Source organism: Ochrobactrum sp. BTU1, assembly GCA_018798825.1.
In the GTDB taxonomy this organism is placed as follows: Bacteria; Pseudomonadota; Alphaproteobacteria; order Rhizobiales; family Rhizobiaceae; genus Brucella.
Genome location: CP076357.1, coordinates 499,304 through 523,532, shown reverse-complemented (window position 1 = coordinate 523,532; position 24,229 = coordinate 499,304). Strand labels below are relative to the sequence as shown.

Below are 24,229 nucleotides of genomic sequence, written 5' to 3'. Positions count from 1 at the left end.
GGCTTCTTCGGAATTGGGACTAACAGGACGGCAATCCTGCCAATAGCTCAAAAACAACGGAGCTAAATTTAGTCTTTTCCACACATCTATGCAAGCCTCTAGCGCTTCCGCGCCACGGATTTTTTGTGCCTTTCTCTGAAAGGACAACATGTCGAGTACAACCTTATGTTTGCGCAAAGCGTTCATGCAGCAACAAGTGGCGGAACTCTTGAGGCGCGCTAAGACGATTGAACAGATAAATGAGGTCTTCAAACGCGTGAGCGAATTGATCACGCTCACTGACGAACTCGACCCGATGAGCGTCACGCTTTATGAATTTGTGCTCGAGCGACGAACCGAATTGCAGAACCAGTCGCAGCAGTGGTCTCGCACCAATAGCTGGTTTCCACGGCGCGTGCCCTCACTTCAATCCCGCGCGGAAGCGGCTTCTGGAAAACGTGACCCTCAGCGTCTCGAACGTAAGCGCCGTTTCGGTGGTTCATCGGTGTTGCCACAGCAGCTCAGCGGAATGTTCACGGAAGGTGAACGAGCCGTCCTTTATATCGTAGCCTCCGATATTCGGCAGACCGGTCAATGCTGCTGCACCAACAAGGAAATCGGCGATCGCGCAGGAGTAGGGCTCACAACGACACGTAATGCGTTGCGGAAAGCCCGAACGCATGGACTCATCTCCGTGGAACATCGGGAGCAATGGCGTGGCAAGAACCTCTCCAACATTGTGCGGATAGTCTGCACTTACTGGAAGCGTTGGCTTGTGAAATTCAGACCGAACTTGGGTTTTTCCAAGCGTTCAATGGGTGTCGGGACATCAACGTCCCTAGAGACCTACGGTATAAAAGAGCAGAAAGAAAAGCGAGTTTGCGAAGAAAATTTCAGCAGATCAGGTTTTGTTCCAGCGTATTGTTGCCGTAAACCGTCCTATGGCTGACGGAAGATGACCCGTTTCTGACAGAAATGAACTCGCACTAGGTGACAAAGCGGCTTTTCAAAAGGCGCAACGAGGAGGCGTGGGTTAAACACTGTCACTAATCCACGATACTGGGTCAGATTGGAAACACGGATATTCTGGAAACACCGTCGGCCAGCCACCCGCGAGCGCTAAGGGTTATTGCTTGCGATTAAGTTGCTGAAGGATAAAAAGTGCTGCTTTACCGTGGTGCGCGGAGCTCTATCGAGCAGGGGTGTCTGAGCTTTCTCCCTCATGCCAACCGCGATGCTCGCATTCATCAAAGAGAGGTTGTTTGCGAAAACACCCGTTTCGCCAATTATGTCCGACTGTTGCTTGAGTGCGCCTGAATCACGCCGTTAATGCTTCCATGCAGATCCAGCTTTACTCATTCCTTGGCTTGTATCCGTGGGCTTGCCTCTTTCTTGCAACATCTCGGAACGTGCGAATTGCATCATCCTCGTGTTCGAAGTGTTGTAACTTACACTGGCCAGAGGTACCGATCCTTCCCCATTGCTGAAAAAGGCAAGGCTCTCCGAACAGCGAATAGGAGATATGCATGGCGTAAAAGCGCGCCATGTTTCGACTTGGATCATTGTGTTCAACGTAAAGCTCTAGTTGCCGTTCGATCATTTAATCAACGTCGTTGAAAACATCCTCTGCGTCTAATGAGACTTTTGAATCAATCAGGGCGGATTGATTCATTCCCGTGAACTGAAACCGCCTTACGGCCGGTTGTCCGCAGAATCCTGGATAGAACATTGAAATCCCCGTAGATCTGCCCTTGGATTCTCCCGATCTGGTTGAAAGGGTCGGCGAGGTTGATGGGCATTTGAAGCCTCTGACGGCAGGCAAAAAGACGATAAGATATTCTTCTTTTCAGACTTGTCGGCTTTGACTAATGTCGCTGTGCGCAACGCTAGGAAGTTTGGTCGCATCCAGTTGCGCAGCCCCGGAATGTTGTGAGACGTGCCGGGGCTTTTTAATCTTCCCCGAGTGGTACTCGCGCTTGCGTTCCGTTTTCCCCTGCTTCACACGGATTTCAAAAGCTTAGGGCATCCGCCCTCAGCGCGCTTCGGATTGGTTTCCGCCCAGCTTCGCTCGCTTTGCTCTCTGCAGCTGGTTCCCCGCGAAACCACCCCTCCGCTTGCACACCCGCTGTTCGCCACGAGGCAAGAGGTACAGCAGCGCAATGCTGCTGACCCGTTTAGGGGACAGAACTTAAAAGCGGAGAAAGCCTATGACTATCTGCACTGATACGGCCCGTTTCGATAATGCCCGCGCGATGCGTGAGGACGAAATGTTGAAAACTGCACCGTCTGTTTTTGCCCTCACTGCCCATGAAAGCCGCTCACCCCGCTTTCAGCCAATTCCGACAATCGAAATCCTGCGTGCGCTCACCAAAGAGGGTTTTGTGCCGGTCGGAGCAAAGCAATCGCGCAGTCGGATTGAAGGCAAAGCCGAGTTTACCAAACACCTCATTCGCCTGCGCCGTATCGATGACGGTAATAGCTACAGCGTCGGTGACAATATCTGTGAAATCCTTCTCAAGAACGCCAATGACGGAACAAGCGCTTATGAATTGATGGCAGGGCTGTTTCGCATTCGCTGCATGAATTCACTTGTGGCCCAAGTGGGCACAATTGAAGCGATCAAGGTTCGCCATTCAGGCGATGTGACGGGCAAGGTGATAGAGGGCACATATAGCGTATTAAATGAAGCCGAAAAGGTTCTCGCCGCCCCGCAGGACTGGTCAACTATTCATTTGAACCGAGATGAGCAGACGATCTTTGCCGATGCCGCCCACATGCTGCGTTTTGGCAATGCAGAGGGCGTAACCCATACACCCATCACACCCGCTCAACTTCTCATCCCGCGCCGCCATGATGACAAGGCAAACGATCTGTGGACGGTTTTTAACACTGTGCAAGAAAACTGCTTAAAGGGCGGATTACGTGGCATTAGCCGTGATGCATGCGGCCGCCCGCGCCGTGTTAAATCCCGTGCTGTTAATGGCATCGATCAGGATATCAGGCTGAACAAAGCACTGTGGACGCTGTCGCAGAAGATGGCGGAGCTCAAAGCGTAAACGGTTTTGGCCGGATTAATCCGGCCAGACCATTTTTATTTAAAAGCCAGTGAGGTTGATAATTTTACGATCTCTATCCGCTGTTATTGGCGAACACCGATCGACGTTTATTGCGGCTTTTGTCGTTGCTTGACTGCGGCGATATAAGCCTCAATCTCTGTATCGGTGCTGAGAGTTCCATCGACCTTGAATGTTGTCGTCCATTCTGCAGGTGCGGACGCTTGTCTATATTCGGTTGCGTATTTTGGATCGAGCGGTACTGCGATCTTATAAAGATATTGGCCGACGCCAGAGACCAGACAGCGCACGCCGTCTTTATCGGTTCCGAGCAGTGAGCTGAATTCGGTGGATTTAAACGGCGCTTCTTCAAAGCGCTGATCGGCCCATTGCATACCGCCCTGGCTCCCAAGCGGTTTGCGCTTCCATTCCGTATAGGTGGATTTGCCGAAGTAGCGTTCCAGCGTTAGTGCAGTTTCACCATGATTGACTTGAACCATGATGGTGGTTCCGACGCTCGCCATCAGGGTTTTTAAAGCATCCTGCCCGTATTTTTCGGAGACCTGTGCTGCATCTTGAAGGCCTAATACGACGCACACACCTTTGGAACGGCCGACCGTGACGAAAGTCTGGAACTGGTGAATATGTGGCAGTTGCGCCCATTCATCGAGAAAGAACCAGATCCGGCGCAGATCATTGTCATTGAGCGATTTGCTGTCAGTGACAGTGTTGATTGCAATGGCATAAAGCGAGGAAATCCATGCATCGGACAGCGCGGAGAACTGTCCATCATGGCGAATGATGACGGAGCCGAAACTTGTTTTGTCCTGCAGCCATTCACGGATGGAGAAGAGTGTTTTACTCTCATAACTCGGCCAGGCAGCAGCAAGCATATTGAGCATGCCCATATGCGCTTCAAGCGTACCTCGCGTGGACATGAGCTGTCGGAAATCAGCTTCAAGAAACAGATTGGCACCGCGCCCGTATTTTAAGGCGGTGGCGAGAAGCGTGTCATTGTCCTTGCGGGTTTCTTCCAGCAGATCGGCCCAGGTCCATCGCTTCGGTTTGGTTGCCATCAGTTTGATAATGCAAACGGATAGGATCGCACGCGCACTATCGGAGAAAAAGCGGTTGCTTGATTCCGGCACAAGTCGTTTGGCAAGCTCGATGGCTTCTTGAGAAACGACCAGATCGGCTGCGATATTCCAGACAGCTGAGCGGCTATCAGTTGGGGCAAGTAAGATCGGACTATGCTTTACCCCGTTCACAGCATTCTGCGGCACGATCTTTGTGTAATCGCCTTTCTGGCAGAAGATCAGCAGCTTGTCATTGCGTTTAACGGCTGCATGAATAAGCCTTGTCATGAGAATGGTTTTGCCGCCGCCAATGCCGCCTATAATATTGAAATGCCGTGTTTCTCGGTTCAATGAAAGATGCCAGCCGTTGAACATATGCAAGCCCAGCACATCTGGGAATTTGCTGGATTTCTGTTCTATCCGCGCAGCAGCAAGCAAGTCCCGCATGGTGCCAACTGACAGACCGCTTAGCACTATGCGCGGTCTCATGCGCATAAAATGATACCAGGTTATAAATGAAGCCAGCCCGCAAAGCACAATCATCGGGGATGCAATTATGATCTGATAATTGAGCATTTTTGCAGGTGGAATGCCGCCGTGATCGGCAATCAAAGCAGCGCAATGCGATGGAAAAAGCGGCAGATAGCATGACAAGCCCTCAGCAAATGAAAGCTGTGTCAGCGCTTGCGGCCAGTTGCGAAACAAATAGCCACAGACAAAAGCGCCGATTGAAATAAGCGTGAGTGACGTACCGATAAACAGATACGCGCCCCACGGGGGAGCGGGTTCTTTTTCAATCATGGGCAAAGGCTTCTTTGCCGAGAGCCGTCATGCCGCGGACAAAAGCTTCGTCGTTCAATTGCTGGGAAGCCATGACGAGGACACCGAGCAGAAAGGCTTTATCGGCCTCACGTAGCCCCGCCTTGACGACGAGACCGCCCAGCTGGATTTTCTCATGTGCATCTTTGGAACGATCAGATTTTTTCAGCATCGACAATCTGCCTTTCTGTCGAAGGAGCCTGTTTTTAAGCCGCGACAGCTCACTGATTTGCATCGGCGCGAAATCGTGTAGCCAGTTCTCCAAAGGCATTTTTAAGATCAGATAGCGGTACATCTGCTAGGCCTGCATCGATTGCGAGCGCACCGATATTCTGTGCCTGAATGGTCTTTGCGGCTTCAAGTTCGGCGTTGAGACGCTCAATTTCTGCCTTAATCTGCGAAACGGATTTGTTGGTTTTCAATCGTGCCATTACTGAGACTTCCTTTGTTTTGAAACAGTGGAGGCCTTGATTTTAGAGATAAACAATCGATTGTTCATTCCCTAGAAAGTGGTGAAACGTTTCAGAACAGAGCGCCGATAACCGAAGACAACCCGCGTAACTCAAAAACGCTGTAGGGCTGCCGAAGGTCGGTCGTTAAGGTGCGCTCGATGCGCCCTAAACGACCATCTCGATCATGCTTAGAAGCTATTGTAGCGGCGAGGGTTCCACCCGAACGTAAAGGTCACAGAAAAATCCACGTTTTCAGTACGAGAGTTTGTTGTCTGCGCTGTTGTCATTCGGCTGACGATCTTGCGCTCGGATCACGGCGAACCAACATACTGGCGGCTTGCCTCTGTACCTTTGGTGGATGGGTGGCGCTCTGTACTATATCTTTCATTGCGGGCCGCCCCAGTGCACCAGTCCCGGAACCGTCGCGAGCGAAGCGAGCCCGGTTCGCTAAGGGCGCACTTAGCAGTTTTTCGCAAAACTGCATGGCTTTAAGTTGGGGACGCTGTCTTGCGATACCGCGAAGCTTCGTGATCTTTTATTTTGCGTGCCATGGCGATCTATCACTTACGCGTTCAGGAGATCAGTGCAGCTAGGGGACAAAGTGCCGTTGCCGCAATTGCCTATCGTCGCGGTGCTACGATCCTGAATGAAGCGACAGGGGAATGGAAAGACTTCTCGAATAAGTCTCACGTCGCGCACAAAGAGTTTGCTATACCTCAGAATGCGCCACGGTGGATTGAAGAGTTGTTGTTACTCTCTGGTGATCAGCCATCACAGAAGTTCTGGTCTCAGGTCGAACATCTCAATGTGAGAGCGAATTCGCGTTATGCCAATGAAATTGAAATGGCATTGCCGCTGGAACTGAGCGTTAAGCAGAATATTGATTTGGTACGCGCTTTCGTTGCCGAGCGGCTGACATCGCGTGGACTAGTTGCCGATTGGGCCTATCATGATGTGCCGAATAATCCCCATGTTCATATCATGGTCCAGACACGGCCGTTGACAGAGACTGGCTTTGGCAAGGTGTTGCAGCCGATCTTTGACGATGATGGGGAGGTTCGACGCGGTGAGGGCGGCAAGATCGATTATGCGCGCTTTGGAATCGGCAAGCCTGAATTAAAGGACATGCGCGAGGCCTGGGCAGATATCCAAAACCAGCATCTGGCGCTGCACGGCTTTGATGTCCTCGTTGATCATCGCTCATATGAGAAACAAGGGCTGCCGCTCATTCCAACAGAGCATGTAGGGGTTGCGGCCAACATAGTTCATGCAAGTGGGGGAACTTCGGACCGCGTTGAGCGCAACAAGCAAATTGCGGCACTCAACGCCCAATCGGTGCTGGAAAACCCGGAACTGATCTTGCAGAAGCTGACCACACAACACTCAGTGTTTACTGATAAGGATGTTGCGCGGGAGGTATTTAGATATACCGACAGTCGCGAGGCGTTTCAGAGAGTGAAGCTGCGTCTCGGTGCTTCAGAAAATCTGATTGCGATCTGTGCGCCGGTTTATGATCCGGTCACAGATAAGGAAATCCGTCCAGCAATCTATACTACACGTGCCGTGTTTGAGAATGAACACAGCATCATCGAGAGTGCCGGTAAGCTTGTCGAGAACGACACATTCTATGTCTCTGAAAATCGGGTCAGCAAGGCAAGAACTGTCTTTGAACGTCAGGCCGGTTTAGCACTTTCCGATGAGCAGAATGCGGTAATCCGATATGCGACGGATCGTGCGGGACTTTCGGTGATTGTTGGTTATGCCGGGGCGGGTAAATCGACAGTTATGAATGTTGTTCGGCAAGCCTATGAAGCCAATGGCTCTCGGGTTTTTGGTGCAGCTCTGGCGGGTGTTGCTGTCGATGGTTTGAAGCAATCGAGCGGAATTAGCAGTCGAACCATTCGCTCGTGGGAGGTGAATTGGGCTCGAGGCAAACGGCTGCTGCAAAGCGGCGACGTGTTTGTGCTTGATGAAGGTGGCATGGTTTCCACAGATCAGATGCGGATGATCATTGAACATGTGCAGAAAGCCGATGCCAAGCTCATTCTTCTTGGCGATCATCGCCAATTACAACCCATTATGTCAGGGGCTGCGTTTCGTGGTATCGCGGATTATGTCGGCTATCGGGAACTGTCCGGCATCATTCGTCAGCACAATGATCATCACCGTAATGCGTCTTTAATGCTCGCCAATGGCAAGGCCGAAGATGCGCTTTATGTCTATAATGCTCTTGGCAACATTGTTTATTCACGTGATGAAGCACAAGCCAAAACCTCGCTCATCAAGGAATGGTGCGAGAGCTGGCGGGCAGGCAATGATGCCCTTATTCTGAGCCATCGCAATGTGGACGTCGATGCATTGAACGTGCTTGCGCGGATGGAGCTTAAGTCCGAAGGGGCGCTGCAGAACGGGTTCGACGTTACGACCAGCAAGGGCCGCAGGAGTTTTGCGATTGGTGACAAGATCATTTGTCTCGAAGGAGATTTTGAAACCGGATTGCGAAACGGCTCGACCGGCTTTATTACGGATTATCAGTCCAAAACAGGCGTTTTGACGATTGAAACCGATAGTGGTTCAATCGTTGAATTCAGTACACAGCGCTACAATGCCATTGATTATGGTTACGCGCAGACCATTCATAAGTCGCAAGGCAAAACGGTCGATCAGACATTTGTCTATGCATCGAAGACGATGGATGCACAGCTCACTTATGTTGCTCTGACCCGTCATCGTGACGATTTACGCATCTATGTGAATTTGAAAGAGTTTGGCGACAGGGCGGGTTTCTCCAAGGCACTCTCACGTGATCGGCAAAAAGACGTTACGTTTTTGCATCGTAACACGCAGGATTATGGCGATGCCTTACGTTCCTTCATGGAGCGGCGCGATGTCGGAACAGATCAGGATTGGCGTTGCGCACTTCAGAACGTTGTCAGCCACTGGAAGAGACGACTTGAGACGGTCGTGAGCCGCTTGCAATCTGTTGGACACAAACTGCTTCCTAAACAGCAATCGCAACAGGCACAACAGTCCACAGAGCTGCCCGGTATTGTGAATGACCACCCTCTAACATCGCCCTCCAATTCGCGTCGTCACCTGCCGTCAGTGGTTTCTTTTCGTCGCTATTCTCAGATGTCGGATCGTGTCCGACAGGTCGCAGCGCGGCTGCAGCAGAGCCTTGATCATGCCGAGCGTGTGGATAGCAAAAGTGCTCGGACGAGTGCCGCTTTGTCTTGCCGCAATGCCATCAATGACGGTCACGCTGCAGCCGATGTCAGGCAGTATTTGGAACAGCTACGCGAAGTTTTGCCGCCTGCGACCGTTGTCGCTGCTGGTGCTGAGTTTGATGCAGTGAAGCTTGGACTTGCCCTGTCGCAGTTCTCTGAGGTCGATTGGGCTAGGATCGAGCAGGATTGGCCAAAGCTGCATTATTTGTCGCGTGCAAGCATTTTTGTCAGCCAGGTTGAGATTGCCAGTGTTGTTCTCACTGACAGAAAAGAGGATCGGATTCTTGCCGATTATGAGAGGGACTGGGACCAATGGCATGCACCGGATAAGCCGCTGATACCGGCACTCACCGTCTTTAAACAGAGTGTGCCGGAAATCGTCTCGCGTCTGGTTTTGGCTGATCCGGACGTCCAGCGTTTCGAACGCACGGTGCGACAGGACTTTGGCAAATGCTTTGTCGATCATGGGAATGTTGCTGATCTTTTTATCAGCCATGTGCAACAGGGTGGCACAATTGGCAAGCATCTGGCTGACATGGAAATACGACCCCAGGATTTTGGAGAGTTATTAGGTAAGACATCAATCTTTGGCCGACCAAACGAAGCACGGCAGGCGGCTCTGGCTGGCTTGCGATTTGTCTCAAGTTCGCTTGACGATTACACGCGATGTTACACTACTCTCACAGCCAACCTGACCCGACAGGAAGAGGCTTTCCGCGACAAGATGCAAACGCCGATTGCTGATTTGTCGGCGAGGACGAAAAGGTTCATCAGCAAATTGCATGATCATCAGACCGACATGGCGAAGTTGCTCAACAGTGACGATTGCCGAAAAGCGCGGATGGAAATTAGCGGGCTTCTGACTGAAATCAACGAGCGATTTGGCGCGTTTAAAGCCAGTCCCACCGAAAGCGAGCGGTTTAACCGTGTGGTTGCAACCCTTGATCCTGTAGTGGCAGAGCATGTGACCACTCTGTTACAACAGGTTCAGGCCAGCGATAGTCGGGCAAATTGGCAATTGCGAGCAATGAGCCTGCATCAGAATATTACCCAGTCATTGGATGGCGGGCATGATCTTTGAGGCAGGCTTCTTCATCGTGCAAAATGCGGCAAAAACCCTTAAATTTCTGGATTTCTGGAGCTTTTCGCGCTAAATTTAGTTCTAACAGGAGATGTGATTATGAACGTTCATACTACTCGGCCGGATCGGTCTCCGGAAGCAGTTGCTAAGCGGAAATACGCGGCCGATCAGGCGCGTGCGGCCAATAGGCGGCAGGTTATGTGCACGACCCTCTGCTGGAAGAGGCGACAGCGGCTTACGTCGCCGGCGATCTTACACGCGCCGAGTATTATCAGCGCGTTGTGCGCCAGCCAAAGCAGGTAGATGTTATAAGAGATTGAATGAGCCGAAGGATGCTCGCCATTTAACATTTAAGAGGAAACATTATGGCTCACGCCCTTAAGCAAAATACCCCGGCAATCACCGCGGAAGAAATGGAGCGCCGTCGCAAGATCGTTCGCCGTGCGTTTCGTTCAAACGCAATGGAAGGACTTCGTCCGAACCAAGCATGCCAGCCGGTGTTTGATGCGTACATTGCTGGTGAGATTGAAGTTGACGAGCTTGGTTTGAAGATCGATGCCATTCTTGGCCGACATTAATGTCATTTACTCTTGCTGACGGTTTTACTTTAAAAAATTTATTAGGCGCCACAAGTTTTGAGCAGCTTGAACAAGCAGAACATCCAAAGCTCGCACAACGTCTGATCGAATTGTATGAGGGAATTGGCCCTCAGGCAACATTCGACATATCCTATCTTCAAGCCCTGCATAAACATCTGTTTCAAGACGTGTTTGAGTGGGCCGGTACGTTGCGTCACAACGTATTCACGTTCGCAGATGGCACACAGGCTTCGATGCCTGCTATGCACAAAATCGGAGGAAGAGATTTTGCGATTGGGAACGAGATTGATCGGAATTTGCAAAGTCTCATGTCGGATCTTGAAGCCCGTAACTATCTGCGAGGGCTTGATCAAAAAACTTTTGCCACCCAAGCAGCGGATGCCTTCGCTCGGTTAAACTCCATTCATCCTTTCCGGGAAGGCAATGGCCGGACGCAGCGCGAGTTTTTTGCGGCGCTTGCCGAGCAAGCCGGTTATTCTCTTGAATTCGGTGTGATTTCTGAGCAGCGCATGACATTTGTCTCTGTTGCCGCACATGAACATGGCGACCTTGAACCAATGCGGCGAATGTTTGCGGAAATCATCGATCCAGGACGGGTGCATGCGCTTGAAGTTGCACAACTGGCCTTTGAGCGCTTCCAGCCTGCACGAGAACCGCATGTCTCCTCATGGGACCACTTCTATATGGCGACGACTGAGCCGGGACAGGAATATAACGGCGTGTTTAGCGGAGCGTCGGGCTCGAATTTTATGATGCAAAGGTCAGATAAGGCAATCATCATTGGAAACGTGATTGATCTACCAGAACCTCGACCTGAAACCGGTGCGCGTGTTGCGTTTACCGCATCTGATCCACGCAAGCTTCGGGTAGAAGAGGAGCAAACAGAACAGCCGCTCATTCCGGCAATCACAATATTCAAAGAGAGCGTATCCAAAACGGTTTCGCGCCTGGTTTTGGCTAATCCGGACGTCAAGCGTTTCGAACGCATGGTGCGGCAGGACTTTGCCAAGTGCTTTGTCGATCATGGACACGTTGCGGATCGGTTCATTGACAATGTGCAGCAGGGCAACGAAGTCGGTAAACTATTGATGGATATGGAAAAGCGGCCACAGGATTTTGGCGAGTTATTGGGCAAGACATCTATTTCTGGCCGCCAAAGCGAAGCGCGGAAGGCCGCTCTGGATGGCTTGCGGCTGGTTTCTAGTTCGCTTGATGATTATGCACGATGCTACACGGTTCTCACAGCCAATCTGACCCAACAGGAAGTGGCTTTCCGCGATAAGATGCAAACGCCGATTGCTGATTTGTCGGCGGGGACAAAGAGTTTCATCAGCAAGATGCATGATGATGAGACCGACATAGCGAAGTTGCTCAGCAGTGATGATTGCCGGAAAGCGCGCAAGGAAATCACCGGGCTTCTGACCGAGATCAACGAGCGGTTTGGTGCGTTTAAAATAAGTCCCACGGAAAGCGAGCGGTTTAACCGTGTCGTAGCAACTCTTGATCCTGTTGTGGCGGAGCACGTGACCGCTCAGTTGCAGCAGATTCAGGCCAGCGATACTCGGGCAACCTGGCAATTGCGAGCAATCAGTCAGACGCAGGGTATGTGCCCGTCATTAGATGACGGGCATGAACTATAAAACGGGCTTCTTCATCGCGCAAAAAAAGAGCCCCCTCTATTCAAAAAGAACTTATCTGCAGAAGAACTCGCTTGCCCGACGACGAGTAGAGATGAACCGAAACCTATTGTTCGGTCGACTGAAGATTCCAATGACGCGTGAAGATGTCGACCAGTTTCTGCTGGCGAACTTCTAACACTTTCGGCGTCCAGGCTGGTAATGATCGGACTTCCTGAGTGAGTACGAATGGAGATGCCGTTCCATCATTTCCGGCAAAATAGACATTCTTCTTCGTGTCGAAATCAAAATTAGATGCGGCTGGGTTTTTGCGGATGTGGAGCGGCACCAAGTTTGCCAACCGTTGTGTCCAATCCTCCCGCAGTTGGGCGTCTGGGAAGATGTCCATCCAGCCAGATTCAACTGAAGGCGTTTGTGGCAAAATGTGCTCGATTGAAACGTGAGAGTACTCCTGCCTCTTTGAGCCATCAGACCTTAACGCTTCCAGACGCAGGATGAGAGCCGCACGGGCTTTCGGCAGCTTTTTATAAATATCGCCATCAAGTGCCGCAACGAAAGACCTTTTTTCATCATCGTTGAGACCCAAGGATTTCATGTTTTGGCTGATACCGCCAAAATCCTCCTTCTCAATCTCTTCTATCACCGCGACGAAGTGCTCGATGCGGGAGTTAATCCCAGCCTTAGTCACGAGGAGGTAATAGGACAGCCTTTCGAGACCTTTCAGGAAATCGGCTATCAGACGAGGCTGATTTCTGAATTTTTTGAAGAAGGATAGCGCTGGCGGAACCCAATCTTTCCAATCAACACGATTGAGATGCCGAAGTTGCTCATTGATGTCTTCTGCTGCTTCTGTAGCTTGGAAATTGGCTTCCTTTAGGAATGAATAGATATTCGAATACGGTTGAATGACATTATCGACCAGTTTTTCAGCTGACATTCCCTTGGCAACGAATTCAGTGAACTCCTTTGACAGAATTGCATGCTGCTTTCGTCTGGCAAAAATCATTCGAATGTGGCCAAGAAGATCGACGAAACCGTTGCGGCCCAGCTTCCGTTCAACTGAAGTCCATTTTGTAGCGTATTCCTTGCTCTTGGCTTCTCCGCCAGTTTTGCGGATGTCTCCAAGAATTTTGGCCTTCAAAATATCGCTTGGCGCGAGGTCAAGGCCTCGGTCATTAAGAACGCTAAAAATGCGATAGGCGGAATCGAAATTAGGGGTCGAGATCACCACAAGTGAGCACTTATAGACGATGAACTGAAGCAAGGTGACGCGCTCGGCCTCATCAAGAACTTTGAGCTCATTATAAAAGAAGGCCGCGTTTTCCTGAAAGTTTTTCCGGCTGTCGGTAAGCCTTTCGGTGGATTTCAGGAGTTTCTGAATGCCACTTGGTTCTTGAACGTACTCTTGAAAGAATTGGGCGTCCTCATCGATGGCTCGAAGCCGATACTTATTCGGCTCGACTGACGCCGCGAAACTTTTCCCTTTTTTATATAGAAAGTCAGTAATGCCATCTGAATGGAGTGGAAGTAATTCTCGCAAGACGGCCAGCAAAATGGTCAATGTCGTCAGGCGTTGTTGGCCATCGACTACGTCAGAATGAGGAACCCGGTCATTCTTAATCAGGACGATGCTTCCAAGAAAATAAAAGTCACCGGAACTATCGGATTTAAGGTCTTTCATAGCATCCATGAGGTCACTGAGCAGTTCGGCTGCTTGCTCAGTCGTCCACGAATATGGCCGTTGATAGTCTGGAATTCTGAAGGAATATGAATCTGAGAAGATGTCATTCAGTAACTTATCGTGCGCCTCAAGAGATTTCGTCATTTCCCGCCCAAATCAGTACGTTAGAAGTTGTCTCCCATAATCCACAACTCGAAGCCTTTGTGAATCTCTAATTCGCCAATTCCTGATGGGTTTGTGAAAAGGAAGACAGGAGACTTTGCCATGAGCGAAGATATGGAAAGGACCGAACTCAAGTTAAAGTGGAAGAAAGCATGGCTGGATCGCGTAAACGATTTTGTTGGCCATGCCCAAATTTCGAAGCACCCGTGGGACGTGTTCAGCTAATCGAACAAGGACCAGAGCAAAGCTCTTGGTCGTAGCCGCTCACAGCAGCTGAAGAACACATCCGGCATGAGCGCATTGGAGCATTGATAGGGGTTGAGCCATCTCATCGCCTGGGGAAGGTGTAAGAGCAGTCGAGAACGCGTGGTGTGCAGCAATCAAGGGGCGCCTGTCGGTGACGCAGAACCTCAAAAGCGAAACAATAAACAAGGATCTATGTCCTGTAGAACAACACGCGTCCTGTTGGAATAAGTTGCAAACAATAGTCAAAATCAGAGATATTTCTTGTTATCAGAACGAGACCGTATTTGAGGGCTTGCAGAAAAATAGTACAGTCGTTCAGAGATCGAAACTTCTGGTCGTTGTTATAGCCTTGAATACGGCAAATTATTCCATTGAGAATGGCTGCTCGTCCAAGAACATCAATATCGGCGGTGATCACCCGATGTGACGGCATCGCTGTGATGACATCGCTAACAGCCTTGTGGACAGATGCAGTCCTGGTATCTGCCGGATCAAGTACACCAATGGTATGAGCCAGTTCCTGGATCGCAGTGGAGCTGTGATGATTCAGCCTTGCTCGGAGGATATCGCGCAAATGGTCGGGAATGTCGCCTTTAAGGCGATCTATATAGACGCAGGTATCCAACAATACGGGTTGGCCACCTAATGACTCGTTGTCAATGAAGGGCAGCTCTTCATCATTTCGGCGGGCAAGGGTTTTCGTGGGAAACCCTCGCATCCATCGGATTGCAGCATCGACATCAAACGAGCTCATTAAAACCCAAGCTTGATATCTTTGTCGACGGTGCCTTCAAGGCGCGTCATAGTCTCTTCAAAGTGGTCTTCAAGAGCGACACTTGCAAGCGCGAATTCTAGAAGTTCTGACGTTCCGCTAATTCCCGTACGAGATTTCGCTTGTTCCAAAAGTTCGTGGCTGACACGTGCGCTGATGCGGTCTTCCTTGCCAGCGCCAATCAGGCCACTCTGTTTCGCAGCGGAAAGTGTCTCGTTGATGCGAAATGAGCGTATTTTGGCGAGCTTGTGGGCCAAACGAACCTGCTTGCTCTGGACAGCGGGTGGCGTCTGGGAAGTGATGTCATCACCTTGAACCTTCGGCATCTAAGTTGCTCCGCGTCTAACAAATCGTCACTAATGTATGACATATAACAGGTCGTTCATTGTATTTCAATCTCAACTGTCGCTGAGGAGGCTGTTTGTGAAGTCTCGGCTCCTGCTTTTTTCTTCCTTACGCCTGCGCTCGCGGTATATCGGTTCGTAATTCTGTGATTAGCCCAGCGTTCGGATGGATTTTCCAAGAATATAGGATTCTTTGCTCGTCCGACCTTCCGGATCAGGTAAGAGTTATATCATGATATGGTCGATCGATTGACACCAAGGGATTTAGCGGTAGCCTTTTGATTGTATTCTTTGTTGGCCATGTCCTTTAATATAGTAATTTGTTCCTCTGTCAGAGCTAAGGTGGGGCCGCCTTTTTTGCAATTTACCTTGAGGACCTTCGATTCAATTTTCTTGTCTGAAAGGAGATCTGACTTCCTCGTGCTTATATCGCATCTGATTACTCATTAGAGTTGAGCTTACCCCCTCCCAGCTACAATGACCACCACTAGGCATCTCTGAACGGTGGACAGCAATCCGTTAATCTTACATGGCGAAGTTGCTCAACAGTGATGATGGAAGTACAGCATTCAAGGACATTACAGGACTTCTGGCCGAGATCACCGAGCGGTTTGGCCCGTTGTAACCCAGCCTCATTGAAAGCGAGCGCATCAACCGTGTCGTAGCAACCCTTGATCCTATTGTTCCGGAATATGTGCCCGGGTTCTGGCCACCGATAGTCGGGCAACGTGGCAATTTCGGGCAATCATTTAGATGCAGAATATGAACCAGTCATTAGATGACGGGCATGAACTATAAGGCGGACTCTCCATCGTGTAAAAGGCGATAAAACCGGTATATTACTGGATTTCGAGCCTTTGTGCTAAATTCATCTCAATCATGTTCCACAGGGCAGCTTGGCTTGTTCTTCTGGCTTCCAGCAGTTATCGAAAAAGACACAGGCCTGACAGCAAATTCGGGAGTCGATGGCGCCAACTTGGCATCTTTTTTCGCGGCGATCTAAAATGACCTGATGAGCGCAGTGATGCGGTTGGCCGTCTGTGAAGAAGTGGGTTGGGGAGATCCCCCGCATGTTGACCGCACCGGTCACTGCTTTGTCAGCTTCGCACTGGCTCCAGCAATGAAAACGGCAGTCCTTAATACGAGGTTCACGCAAAACAAAATGTTCGGCTATACCCGTCGCTGCCAACCATTCGTCCGGATCTGGCAATTCGCGCAACAGTTTACGCCCGAGCTCGTTGGCCGCGAATCCAGGAAAACTTGCAATGTCAGATATTGCAAGCCGACCATCAAGTTCAAGCGCGCACTGTTCTAGAAGGGCGCCAGTTGCACTTGTGATTTCTTCGAGATGCGTCTCCACCCGAGATTTGCCATCAATATCCAGACCGTCTTCTAGATAAGATGAATCCCTTCCATTCATCACAGTCAAAACGGTATCGTCCAACCGGACGATATAAAGAACAGGATAAATTCTCAAGCGGGGCTCCAGACCGAAAAGGCTGCTTCCTGTCCTCTCCACTACTGCGTGAACGCCGCGAAAAACCCCTTGCACGTCATCCAACCCGACATAGTTGTGCAGCTGCGCCGGTCGCAGGGGGATTGGGGCCTCTCCAGTAACCTTCGCCCTGTGAAGGTGATTGTAAATATCCGAGCTGCAGTCGAAGAAATCAGCGCGCCGGAGAAACAGGATGTCTTCGGGAACAGCTTTTTCTAGAAAAGTTTCGACCGGCTTGATGAACACGACCATCCATTCGCCGCTGAGCAAGACCGCACGTGGCAAATGACGATCATATTTCTCTTTAAGCGTCCGAACGTATCCCGCCACCTGACGGAGATGGGCATCCCACTCGGGATGAACGGGGGAATCCTTCTCATGGCCATCAATTCGGATGTGATTAACGCCGCTCACTACAAGCGCAATTGGATCCGTTGTTTCACCGGGATGGCGGGCAGAAATGCTAGGTTTGCCCCACGCCTTGGCCTCAACCAGCAAATGAGCTTTGTTGTTAAGCCCACTAATACCAACATAATCCATGAATTTGGTGGTTTCGCCTTTGAGACGAACCTCTTCACGCACATTGCCATCAATGCCGCGGTTCCAACCAAGAAGCGTCAGCAATTCATCAATGAACAGCAGACGCGTGTCGTGCTCATGAGGTAACCGGTCAGGATCGGGATCACTGAATGGGTCTCGGTCCGCCTTCTCAAGTTCTCGATCGACCTTTGCGAGCAAAGCCTGAAGGCCAAGTTTAAAGTCGTTTGCGTCACTCCAAGGATTCACTGAAGCAACTCCGGCAGCCGATAAATCAGCCTGCGCGCCTCTGGCCAGCCAGCCTGCAAAAAAATTTCTAGGCATTCGACCAGCTCGCGGCGGCGTTCTGGGCGATCGGTGAAGATCATTTTATGGTCAGCAAGAAAGACACCAAGCATGCGCACGACCAGACTGACGCCCAGGGACTCGAACTGATAGCCAAACGTTTTTCCGGATCGCAGCAGATCAATCATCATTGCGAAAGAGGCCTCGGGCACGGCCGGAACCAGCTTTTCGACGAGCTGCAGCAGATAGTAGATGGTGTGCGGGTCTGCATTCGCACCAATTTCACTTATTAACTGCGAATATTCATCCTCGAAGACCCTAAGAAGCAGTTTGCTTTCTGGCTCCTTGTTCGCCTTCTCCTTCGTCTCGCCGTTCAACGCGAAATAAAGCTGACTTCCGGCGGCATCGAGTAACTGAATGCAGCTCCGTTTAATGTCTATGGATTTGGCTGAAGCGTTCGATCCGGCCAGCTGACCCTGGGCTGCCCGGACGACTGTTTCTAGAATATGCCGTGCGCGCTTGCGGATGTTGCGTGCGTCCGCTCCATCTGCGTTGATCCCTGAAATGAGAGCTGGGCGAAGCGAAAAAAGAACCGCCTTGATAACTTCGGTATGCTCCCATGGTCTGCCTAGCCATCTGTCGAGCAGTTCCCGAACATCCTCGCGGGCATGTCGAACCCATAGGATCGCGAACAGCGGAACGATGACAATCAGAAGGCGCTGCTCTCGCTTGCTCCCGGGCGTTTCGCGCTCTGCGAGGCGTCTCAGCGGTGCCAATGAACGGTCTTGGTCGCTGTGCACCATCGATGCGCCCCAATGGCCCAGAACGTGCGTGATCACGGCTATGTTGGTCTCTCTCTCAAGTCTAACGCCCATGATTGACCAAAATTTGTCGCTGTCCAGGGACCAGATGCTTCGGACACGCAAGAGGGCATTCATTCTAACGGCGGGATGTGGATCCGCTGTGAGCGTCTCAGCGGCACGGATGAGTCTGGGGTAGAGATCCGGTCTCTGGAAGAATAAGTCCCATACCGCATCTGCGGCTTCAACCCGCGCCGCGGGCGAGCCCCAGGACTGCGAAGTCTCGAATTTGGCTTCCGTATCAGGATAAACCATTGGGCTTTCAGATCTAGCCGCAAGCTCGAGCAGCGCAACAAACGCGTCGTCATTTTCCGGTGATAGTGGCTCACTGGTCGAACCGAGAAGACGGCGCGAGACAAGCTCACTGCAGGCTTGTCCGAGGACACCTTCCGCGGATCGCTTGAGCGAAGAACTAACGCCGGGTACAGCGAGGTTGGATCTGAGCTTATCCAGCAACTGAAACCAGTCCTCGATCCCAAGCTCCGACGAACTGCCGGAATCACCGCTCTTGCGTAACCGGACCTTGACCGCACTGGTTGCCGCCATCAACGGCCCATTTTCCTCGGCGTCTCGATCGATCTCTGGGATGTGGTCAAAATCTCCAAACTCTTGGCTGCGAACGGTGATTTTATAACGTCGGTCGTTGTCAGGGACGGGCTCAGCCTGGTTCTCGTCCAAAAACTTCCTTGCTTTATCGGTCACCAGAGATTCACGGCCCATGCGACCGAACAAACGCAGGAGAAAGCCCCGCCGCGTCTCGCTCGGCTTGAGATATTCGTCGAAGTTGAACGCCAACGCCGCCATTTCAAAGGTTCGGCGTTCCGTCTCCGAGCGCAACGAAATCCCAGCTAACACAGCATCGATGGCATCTTTCTGAGTGTCGGGGAGCAAAAGAAAAATCTTGGTCGCGGCCAAAGGCCAAACGGCAGACAGTAAGTTTCCTTTGCGCTCGGCAGCGCAAAGGAAAACGCGAGACCAGATCACTGCCCAGCTTGCCCCCCCGACCAAGCATTCGAATAGCAGCAAAGCGTTCGAATCGGACGTGGCTCGCAGATGCTTTCGGAATTGCCAGATCAGTCTTTCCGCGCCGTCATGCGAATCCCTGTCAGGATCATTAGCCCAGATGTGGCTGTAATCTTCGCGCACCCTGATTTGCCGTCCGCTGATCATGACAGTTTCGTCGGTCAGATGGCTATCATGATGTCTTTTTCTGGAAACATGGCCATCCACGGCATTAATCAGAGCGGAAGTCGCCTCGCGGGGGTGTCTCTCAAGAAACTTCGGAAAATACTCCCCAAGTGACCAATGGGCCAACTCGTAATCTTGTCGTGCAGAAGAGATCAGAGGCAAGATCCGGCTGTTGCCAATACTGGTTTTGTGATCGTCGACGATCTCGTAGCCAAAAACGACCCGGTAAATCTCAGTCGCGAATTCTGGATCGACGTTGCCGATCTTTTCAATCTTATAGCACACTGCTGGAATTTCATCATGGCCAACCCTGGCTAGACGATCCTTGTCGAAAAGCCGTGAGACTAGCTCTCGCGAAGCAGGCAAATTGGTCTCGAAGGTGTCGATGACGAATTCAAGGCCCCACCGAACGATGGCATCGTCAGCCTGCTCGAATCCGAATTGCAGCAACTTTCGCGCGGTCTCACCGAGAATGAGCCGCAGGCCTTCTACCTTGACCACCTTCAGAAGATGATCGAGCAAGCCGGCCACGGACCGCCACACATCGGCGGGCCCGTCTGCCAGATGTTGCGCGAGACGCACCCATGGCTCAACCGAAAATACCCCCCCATCTTCAATCCGGACCGCAAATGCTCCAACGATTTGCGAGAGCCCCTTCGCTGCTGATGCGCCGCCTTCAACCGCAGTTCGAGCCAGAGCACTACAATCCTCAGGATCTGTCGGGAGTTCGGCTCCGAGCCTGCTGGCCATTATGCGAATGACGGGATCCGCCTCCGTATCGCAAAGGAGCGTCCAGACAGCAGACCAGAATTCGGTGCGACTTGCATCGTCCTCCCAGATTTCGTGAAGAACAAAGCCGACGGCTGGTGCGATTATGAGACCTAGGGCGTCAGCTTTCGGAAAATAAAGCCGCCCGGCCTTAATAGCATCGTAATCGAGGTACAAGCGGGCAGCCGCATAGTCGAACAACAGATGATGCCGGAACTGCACCCAGCGACGGCGGTTATCGACAACAAGTACACCCTTGCTGCAGAGGCTTTCGAGCGCGCGAGGATGATCAAAAGCCGCCGAAGCTATTGGCGCTCGCAGCGTTCTTTCCCTTATCATGTAGCCGACGACAGTTGTGAGGCAGACTTGGGCTCCCAGTCCCAGATCTTCAACTCGGCGCTCCCAATACAACTTTAGCAGTTCTGACTGCGATTTGATTGACCTAAGGGTCTCGGCATGGCCTGCAGTAAGCAATTCACTGACCATCCGGGTATTGAAAGGAATGCGGATCAGATCCTTGAGCCTCTGATCGGAGCCCTGGAGGTAAGCCTTCAGTGGCTGAGAACCTGCAAGGAGTTGGTCGAGCTCATTATCTTGCCACACCGGAACAACCAGATGCCTGACGTTCAAAAACTCAGCATCCGAGAGGGATGATACGGGTGGCGCTCCCTTGAACAATTCGCGATACTGATGCCCCATACGAAGGTCAAAACTTCGTATGGAGGCGATAACGGTCCATCGCCCCTTGAGCGAAAGCACACGCTCAATTAGTAGCCGGAAGACGCTTTCGCCTGGACTACCACGCGTAGCGTCTAAGGCGTCAATCATGAGATAGCCAGAGCCGCTTCCATCCCAAGCCTTTAGGACATCAAGAAGCGGGTGCTGCAAACCCAGTTCAGATTGCAAACCTTCGAGGCTCTCGACTGAATATCGATCGACCGCTAGCTGCAGAACATCGGCGCCCTTTTCCATAAGTGATTTGGCAGTAAGGCTGATCACCCCACTTTTTCCGGCGCCGGGTTCTCCAATGATGAGAAATGACCCAGATTCTGCTGCCTGCTCTACCGCCAACTGACAATCGCGCGTGATCGTCAGTGGCTTTCCACCGGCAACTTCGATTTTTTCGTAGCGCGCTAGCGCCTCGGATACCTCGTGCGAGTGCCTCTTCAGAGCGTCTATGTCGTCAGCAAACTGCCTCGACGCCGGCAACCGGACGCCGCGGGCCGCCAGCTGCTGGCGTAGGGCGGCCTCGTCGCCACCACCTCGACTGCGCATCATACCCTCGCAGACGTCAGAGAGAATGGCAAAGGCGGATACTGTGTCGGCAGTGCCTCCAAACGCCCTGACAAGTGCGCTGCCAGCAAGCGCTTGACCTTGAATACTATCGAAAACGTAGATGCGAACAATCTTCGTAAGATCAGTCCACAATTTCGGATCCATCGTATCAGACGAGGTTCGCGTCCAGGCCTCTTCCACCACTTCCCGAAACTTTGCCAAAGCCTCGCCTTGCGCCTGATTGAGCTCTCCGCCACCGGCTTGTGCTGAAATGGCCAATGCTTCAGGTAAGGTGAGGCGCAGTTCACGCGAGGCGTCGGGACCGACGGCGAGGACGAGCCGATCGATCTTGGGATCGAGCGACCGGTTCCAGCGCCTCGAGCCATTACCGCGATTGGCTTCATACCAATGCCGAACGAACTGCCGAACTGTTTTCCCAAACGGTGATTCTGGATCGCTTGAAAGACGTGCAGTTGTCTTGGCCTGGATCGCGACGAACCCACCTTCACTCGTCTCCATCAGAAGATCGTCTACGGGCGCCTCTGTCTCAAACCGAACCCAGAGTGGGCGCGCAGCACCCAGTTCGAAAGCGGGATCAAAACGATCACCCGCGAGGATCCAGGAGGCAATCAAAGCGCCGAGCTGTTGCTGGAAACGGATTCCTGCAGTCGTGGCAGCGCCTCCGCCGCCAATTCGGTCTGGATTAGAGTCTGGCTTCGGTTTATCGGTCAAAACGCTGTCGCTTTATCGGTTGTTGGAGTATTCACTAGTACTTTGATCTATCAGCTAAAGGTTTCGCCCTCTAGCGGCCTCGTGAAAACTAATCCTCAAACCCACATATAATCGGATGGCAGGCTTTCTGATGATCTCGATGCGCAGCTATTGATCTGGTTGGCGTGCACAGCTAACTGCTGGGCAACTCCACTGGCGTCTGCTCACCTCGGATCGCGGCCAGCCCCACCCTTCCCCTTGAAAGCCGGGCCGAGGTCCCGGCGCGTTCGTCTTGTCATGGTATCTCCGGCGCCTGGTATCCACTCCGAACTGAGGCAGAAATTCCGCTCGACCTCGATTAAATCGGTCTGACCGCGTCCTAACAACTCCTGATCCTGTTGTGGCGGAGCATGTGCCCACCCAGTCGCGCAGGTTCAGGCCAGCGATAGTCGGGCAAGGTGGTATTTGCGAGCAATCAATCAGACGGAAAGTATGAGTCAGTCATGCGATGACGGGCATGAAATTACCCCCTAATAATTGAAGTTTAAGAACATTGTAAACCATTGGATTTTATGCTTAATTTGCTCCATTTCAGGAGTATATTTATGCGTTATATTTTTATTGCCGGAATTGTATTACTGACCGGATGCACCAACAAACCCGTTATGGATACAAAGCCGATAAGTCCCATTATTGATCAAAAAACTGATACTATAAAAGAAGAAAAGAATTTCGTTTATCTGGAAAAGTCGGACTTTAATCATCGGCCGACTGGTGTGATCAGGATGATTGAATCGGCTCAATCCGACACCTCTTTGTTCATGCCAATGCGTGCCAGCTTTCAGGGACCCATTGAGGATCTGATTCGAAACACTGCCGCTGAGATCGGTTACAGTGTTCGCAAATATGGGGAGCGCCCTGGTGCACCTGTTCTTGTCTCGGTCAACCGGTCAAGCGACACGGCCTATGCGATTTTAGAGGAAGGGCTTTTGCAATCACAGGGCTTGGTTCGGTTGACCATCGATCCAGCTCACAAGAGCATGACGGTTCGTTACAAGCGACCGGAGAAAAGCCCAATTCCACATATTGACGATGCGAGGCTGTAAATGCGCCTTTCTCTCCCTGTTGTTTTTCTTTCCCTTGGTTTGGCCGGTTGCACGACAACCAAGCGGGATATTGAGCCACCAACGCTTCTGATCGGCGGACCTGACCGATTGACCGGTGCATCCTATGTGCCTTCAACCTTTGAACAGTTTGCCAAGCGGACCCGCAATGCCGGCAGCGGTGCCGGTGTTGCAAAAGCAAGATCCGAGATCCTGCGCGATGCGGCGATATCCTATGCGGCACAGGCTGGTTACGAGCGCCGCGTTTATGAAATCATGGCGGAGCTTGAAAAGAAGTCGCCGGAATTATCTGAAGAATTCAATTTCAACGCAATCGTCTATGCCGCCCCTAAAGAAGCTGGATTTGTGGTGCCGCCTGTTGTTACCAGAGCGAGTGAAGCGCTGACCATTACCAAGAGTGGGCGTGAGAGTGTGGCGGCGGACGAATATTATCGTATCGAAAAGCCGGGCCGGATTGTCGGCATCGTTCCGACATGGCGCGATTATCTGGTGATGCCGCTTGATAAGGCGGCCGAACCTGATGAGCAGTTTCTGCCGGTCGGTAAGCAAGAGCGCGCCATCTGGGACAAGTATATGGTCGAGGGGTGGAAGGAAGGCCGTTCGCAGGCAGATGAAGCGCTGCAGATCAATCTCAATCTGTTGCGGCGCGACTATGCCGGTATGATCGAATACCGCCGTCTGGTCGAGGCTGGTCTGATCAAGTCACTGCTGATTTCTTCCAGTGAAGTACGTTCCAAAGGAACGCGTGCAGAACTGTTCATTGGTCAGCGGAGGGTTCGCATCGAAAACGACGCAACCTTTGTGACCAATCCAAAAAAATGGAAACCGGTCACGCGCCGCGTCGATAAATAGGCAGAC

General features: G+C 51.6%; 16 protein-coding genes and 2 pseudogenes. 8 read left to right on the top strand and 10 right to left on the bottom strand.

Features of this window, described 5'->3' with window-relative positions; translation table 11 throughout:
* Positions 1–148: 148 nt before the first annotated feature.
* A complete protein-coding gene (locus KMS41_25960) occupies positions 149–928 on the top strand; it encodes a hypothetical protein (protein ID QWK81283.1) in 780 nt (259 codons plus the stop codon).
* A 402-nt stretch (positions 929–1,330) separates the two neighbouring features.
* Here KMS41_25960 and KMS41_25955 read toward each other — a convergent pair whose 3' ends face one another.
* Positions 1,331–1,579, bottom strand: a complete 249-nt coding sequence (locus KMS41_25955; GenBank protein ID QWK81282.1) for a WGR domain-containing protein — start codon at positions 1,577–1,579, stop codon at positions 1,331–1,333.
* A 607-nt stretch (positions 1,580–2,186) separates the two neighbouring features.
* Here KMS41_25955 and KMS41_25950 point away from each other — a divergent pair.
* Positions 2,187–3,035: a DUF945 domain-containing protein gene (locus tag KMS41_25950; GenBank protein ID QWK81281.1), complete on the top strand. Its 849-nt coding sequence runs from the start codon at positions 2,187–2,189 to the stop codon at positions 3,033–3,035.
* A gap of 107 nt (positions 3,036–3,142) precedes the next feature.
* Here the strand turns inward: KMS41_25950 and KMS41_25945 are convergent, their stop codons facing one another.
* From KMS41_25945 to KMS41_25935, 3 genes are read right to left on the bottom strand one after another with little or no spacing between them, the layout of a single operon-like run.
* Positions 3,143–4,909 (bottom strand): type IV secretion system DNA-binding domain-containing protein, encoded by a 1,767-nt coding sequence (locus KMS41_25945; protein QWK81280.1) that lies wholly within the window; start codon positions 4,907–4,909, stop codon positions 3,143–3,145.
* Positions 4,902–5,099 (bottom strand): conjugal transfer protein TraD, encoded by a 198-nt coding sequence (gene traD, locus KMS41_25940; GenBank protein QWK81279.1) that lies wholly within the window; start codon positions 5,097–5,099, stop codon positions 4,902–4,904. Before traD ends, KMS41_25945 begins: the two co-directional genes overlap by 8 nt.
* Before the next feature lie 49 nt (positions 5,100–5,148).
* On the bottom strand, positions 5,149–5,358 hold the full coding sequence (locus tag KMS41_25935) for a conjugal transfer protein (GenBank protein ID QWK81278.1): 210 nt from the start codon (positions 5,356–5,358) through the stop codon (positions 5,149–5,151).
* A gap of 570 nt (positions 5,359–5,928) precedes the next feature.
* Here KMS41_25935 and traA point away from each other — a divergent pair.
* The 4 genes and pseudogenes from traA to KMS41_25915 all read left to right on the top strand — a co-directional run bounded on the left by traA (position 5,929) and on the right by KMS41_25915 (position 11,926).
* Positions 5,929–9,687 (top strand): Ti-type conjugative transfer relaxase TraA, encoded by a 3,759-nt coding sequence (traA, locus tag KMS41_25930; GenBank protein ID QWK81277.1) that lies wholly within the window; start codon positions 5,929–5,931, stop codon positions 9,685–9,687.
* Between the two features lie 99 nt (positions 9,688–9,786).
* Positions 9,787–10,007, top strand: a pseudogene (locus KMS41_25925) (hypothetical protein).
* Between the two features lie 45 nt (positions 10,008–10,052).
* On the top strand, positions 10,053–10,265 hold the full coding sequence (locus tag KMS41_25920) for an antitoxin VbhA family protein (GenBank protein ID QWK81276.1): 213 nt from the start codon (positions 10,053–10,055) through the stop codon (positions 10,263–10,265).
* Positions 10,265–11,926, top strand: a complete 1,662-nt coding sequence (locus KMS41_25915; protein ID QWK81275.1) for a Fic family protein — start codon at positions 10,265–10,267, stop codon at positions 11,924–11,926. The genes KMS41_25920 and KMS41_25915 overlap by 1 nt, the downstream gene beginning before the upstream one ends.
* Before the next feature lie 103 nt (positions 11,927–12,029).
* On the opposite strand, the gene KMS41_25910 is transcribed toward KMS41_25915, so the two are convergent.
* The 6 genes and pseudogenes from KMS41_25910 to KMS41_25885 form a co-directional block, all read right to left on the bottom strand.
* A complete protein-coding gene (locus tag KMS41_25910; protein QWK81274.1) occupies positions 12,030–13,748 on the bottom strand; it encodes a DUF262 domain-containing HNH endonuclease family protein in 1,719 nt (572 codons plus the stop codon).
* A 454-nt stretch (positions 13,749–14,202) separates the two neighbouring features.
* Complete coding sequence (locus KMS41_25905; protein QWK81273.1) at positions 14,203–14,766, bottom strand: DNA-binding protein; 564 nt, start codon at positions 14,764–14,766, stop codon at positions 14,203–14,205.
* Positions 14,766–15,005, bottom strand: a complete 240-nt coding sequence (locus tag KMS41_25900) for a hypothetical protein (GenBank protein QWK81866.1) — start codon at positions 15,003–15,005, stop codon at positions 14,766–14,768. Before KMS41_25900 ends, KMS41_25905 begins: the two co-directional genes overlap by 1 nt.
* Positions 15,006–16,005: 1,000 nt before the next feature.
* Positions 16,006–17,484, bottom strand: coding sequence for a hypothetical protein (locus tag KMS41_25895; protein ID QWK81272.1), 1,479 nt, complete (start codon positions 17,482–17,484; stop codon positions 16,006–16,008).
* Positions 17,406–22,268 (bottom strand): hypothetical protein, encoded by a 4,863-nt coding sequence (locus tag KMS41_25890; protein ID QWK81271.1) that lies wholly within the window; start codon positions 22,266–22,268, stop codon positions 17,406–17,408. The genes KMS41_25895 and KMS41_25890 overlap by 79 nt, the downstream gene beginning before the upstream one ends.
* Positions 22,269–22,420: 152 nt before the next feature.
* Positions 22,421–22,567, bottom strand: a pseudogene (locus KMS41_25885) (IS3 family transposase).
* Between the two features lie 285 nt (positions 22,568–22,852).
* Between KMS41_25885 and KMS41_25880 the strand changes: the two are divergent.
* On the top strand, positions 22,853–23,353 hold the full coding sequence (locus KMS41_25880; GenBank protein ID QWK81270.1) for a DotD/TraH family lipoprotein: 501 nt from the start codon (positions 22,853–22,855) through the stop codon (positions 23,351–23,353).
* Positions 23,354–24,223: a type IV secretion system DotC family protein gene (locus KMS41_25875; GenBank protein ID QWK81269.1), complete on the top strand. Its 870-nt coding sequence runs from the start codon at positions 23,354–23,356 to the stop codon at positions 24,221–24,223.
* Positions 24,224–24,229: the final 6 nt, after the last annotated feature.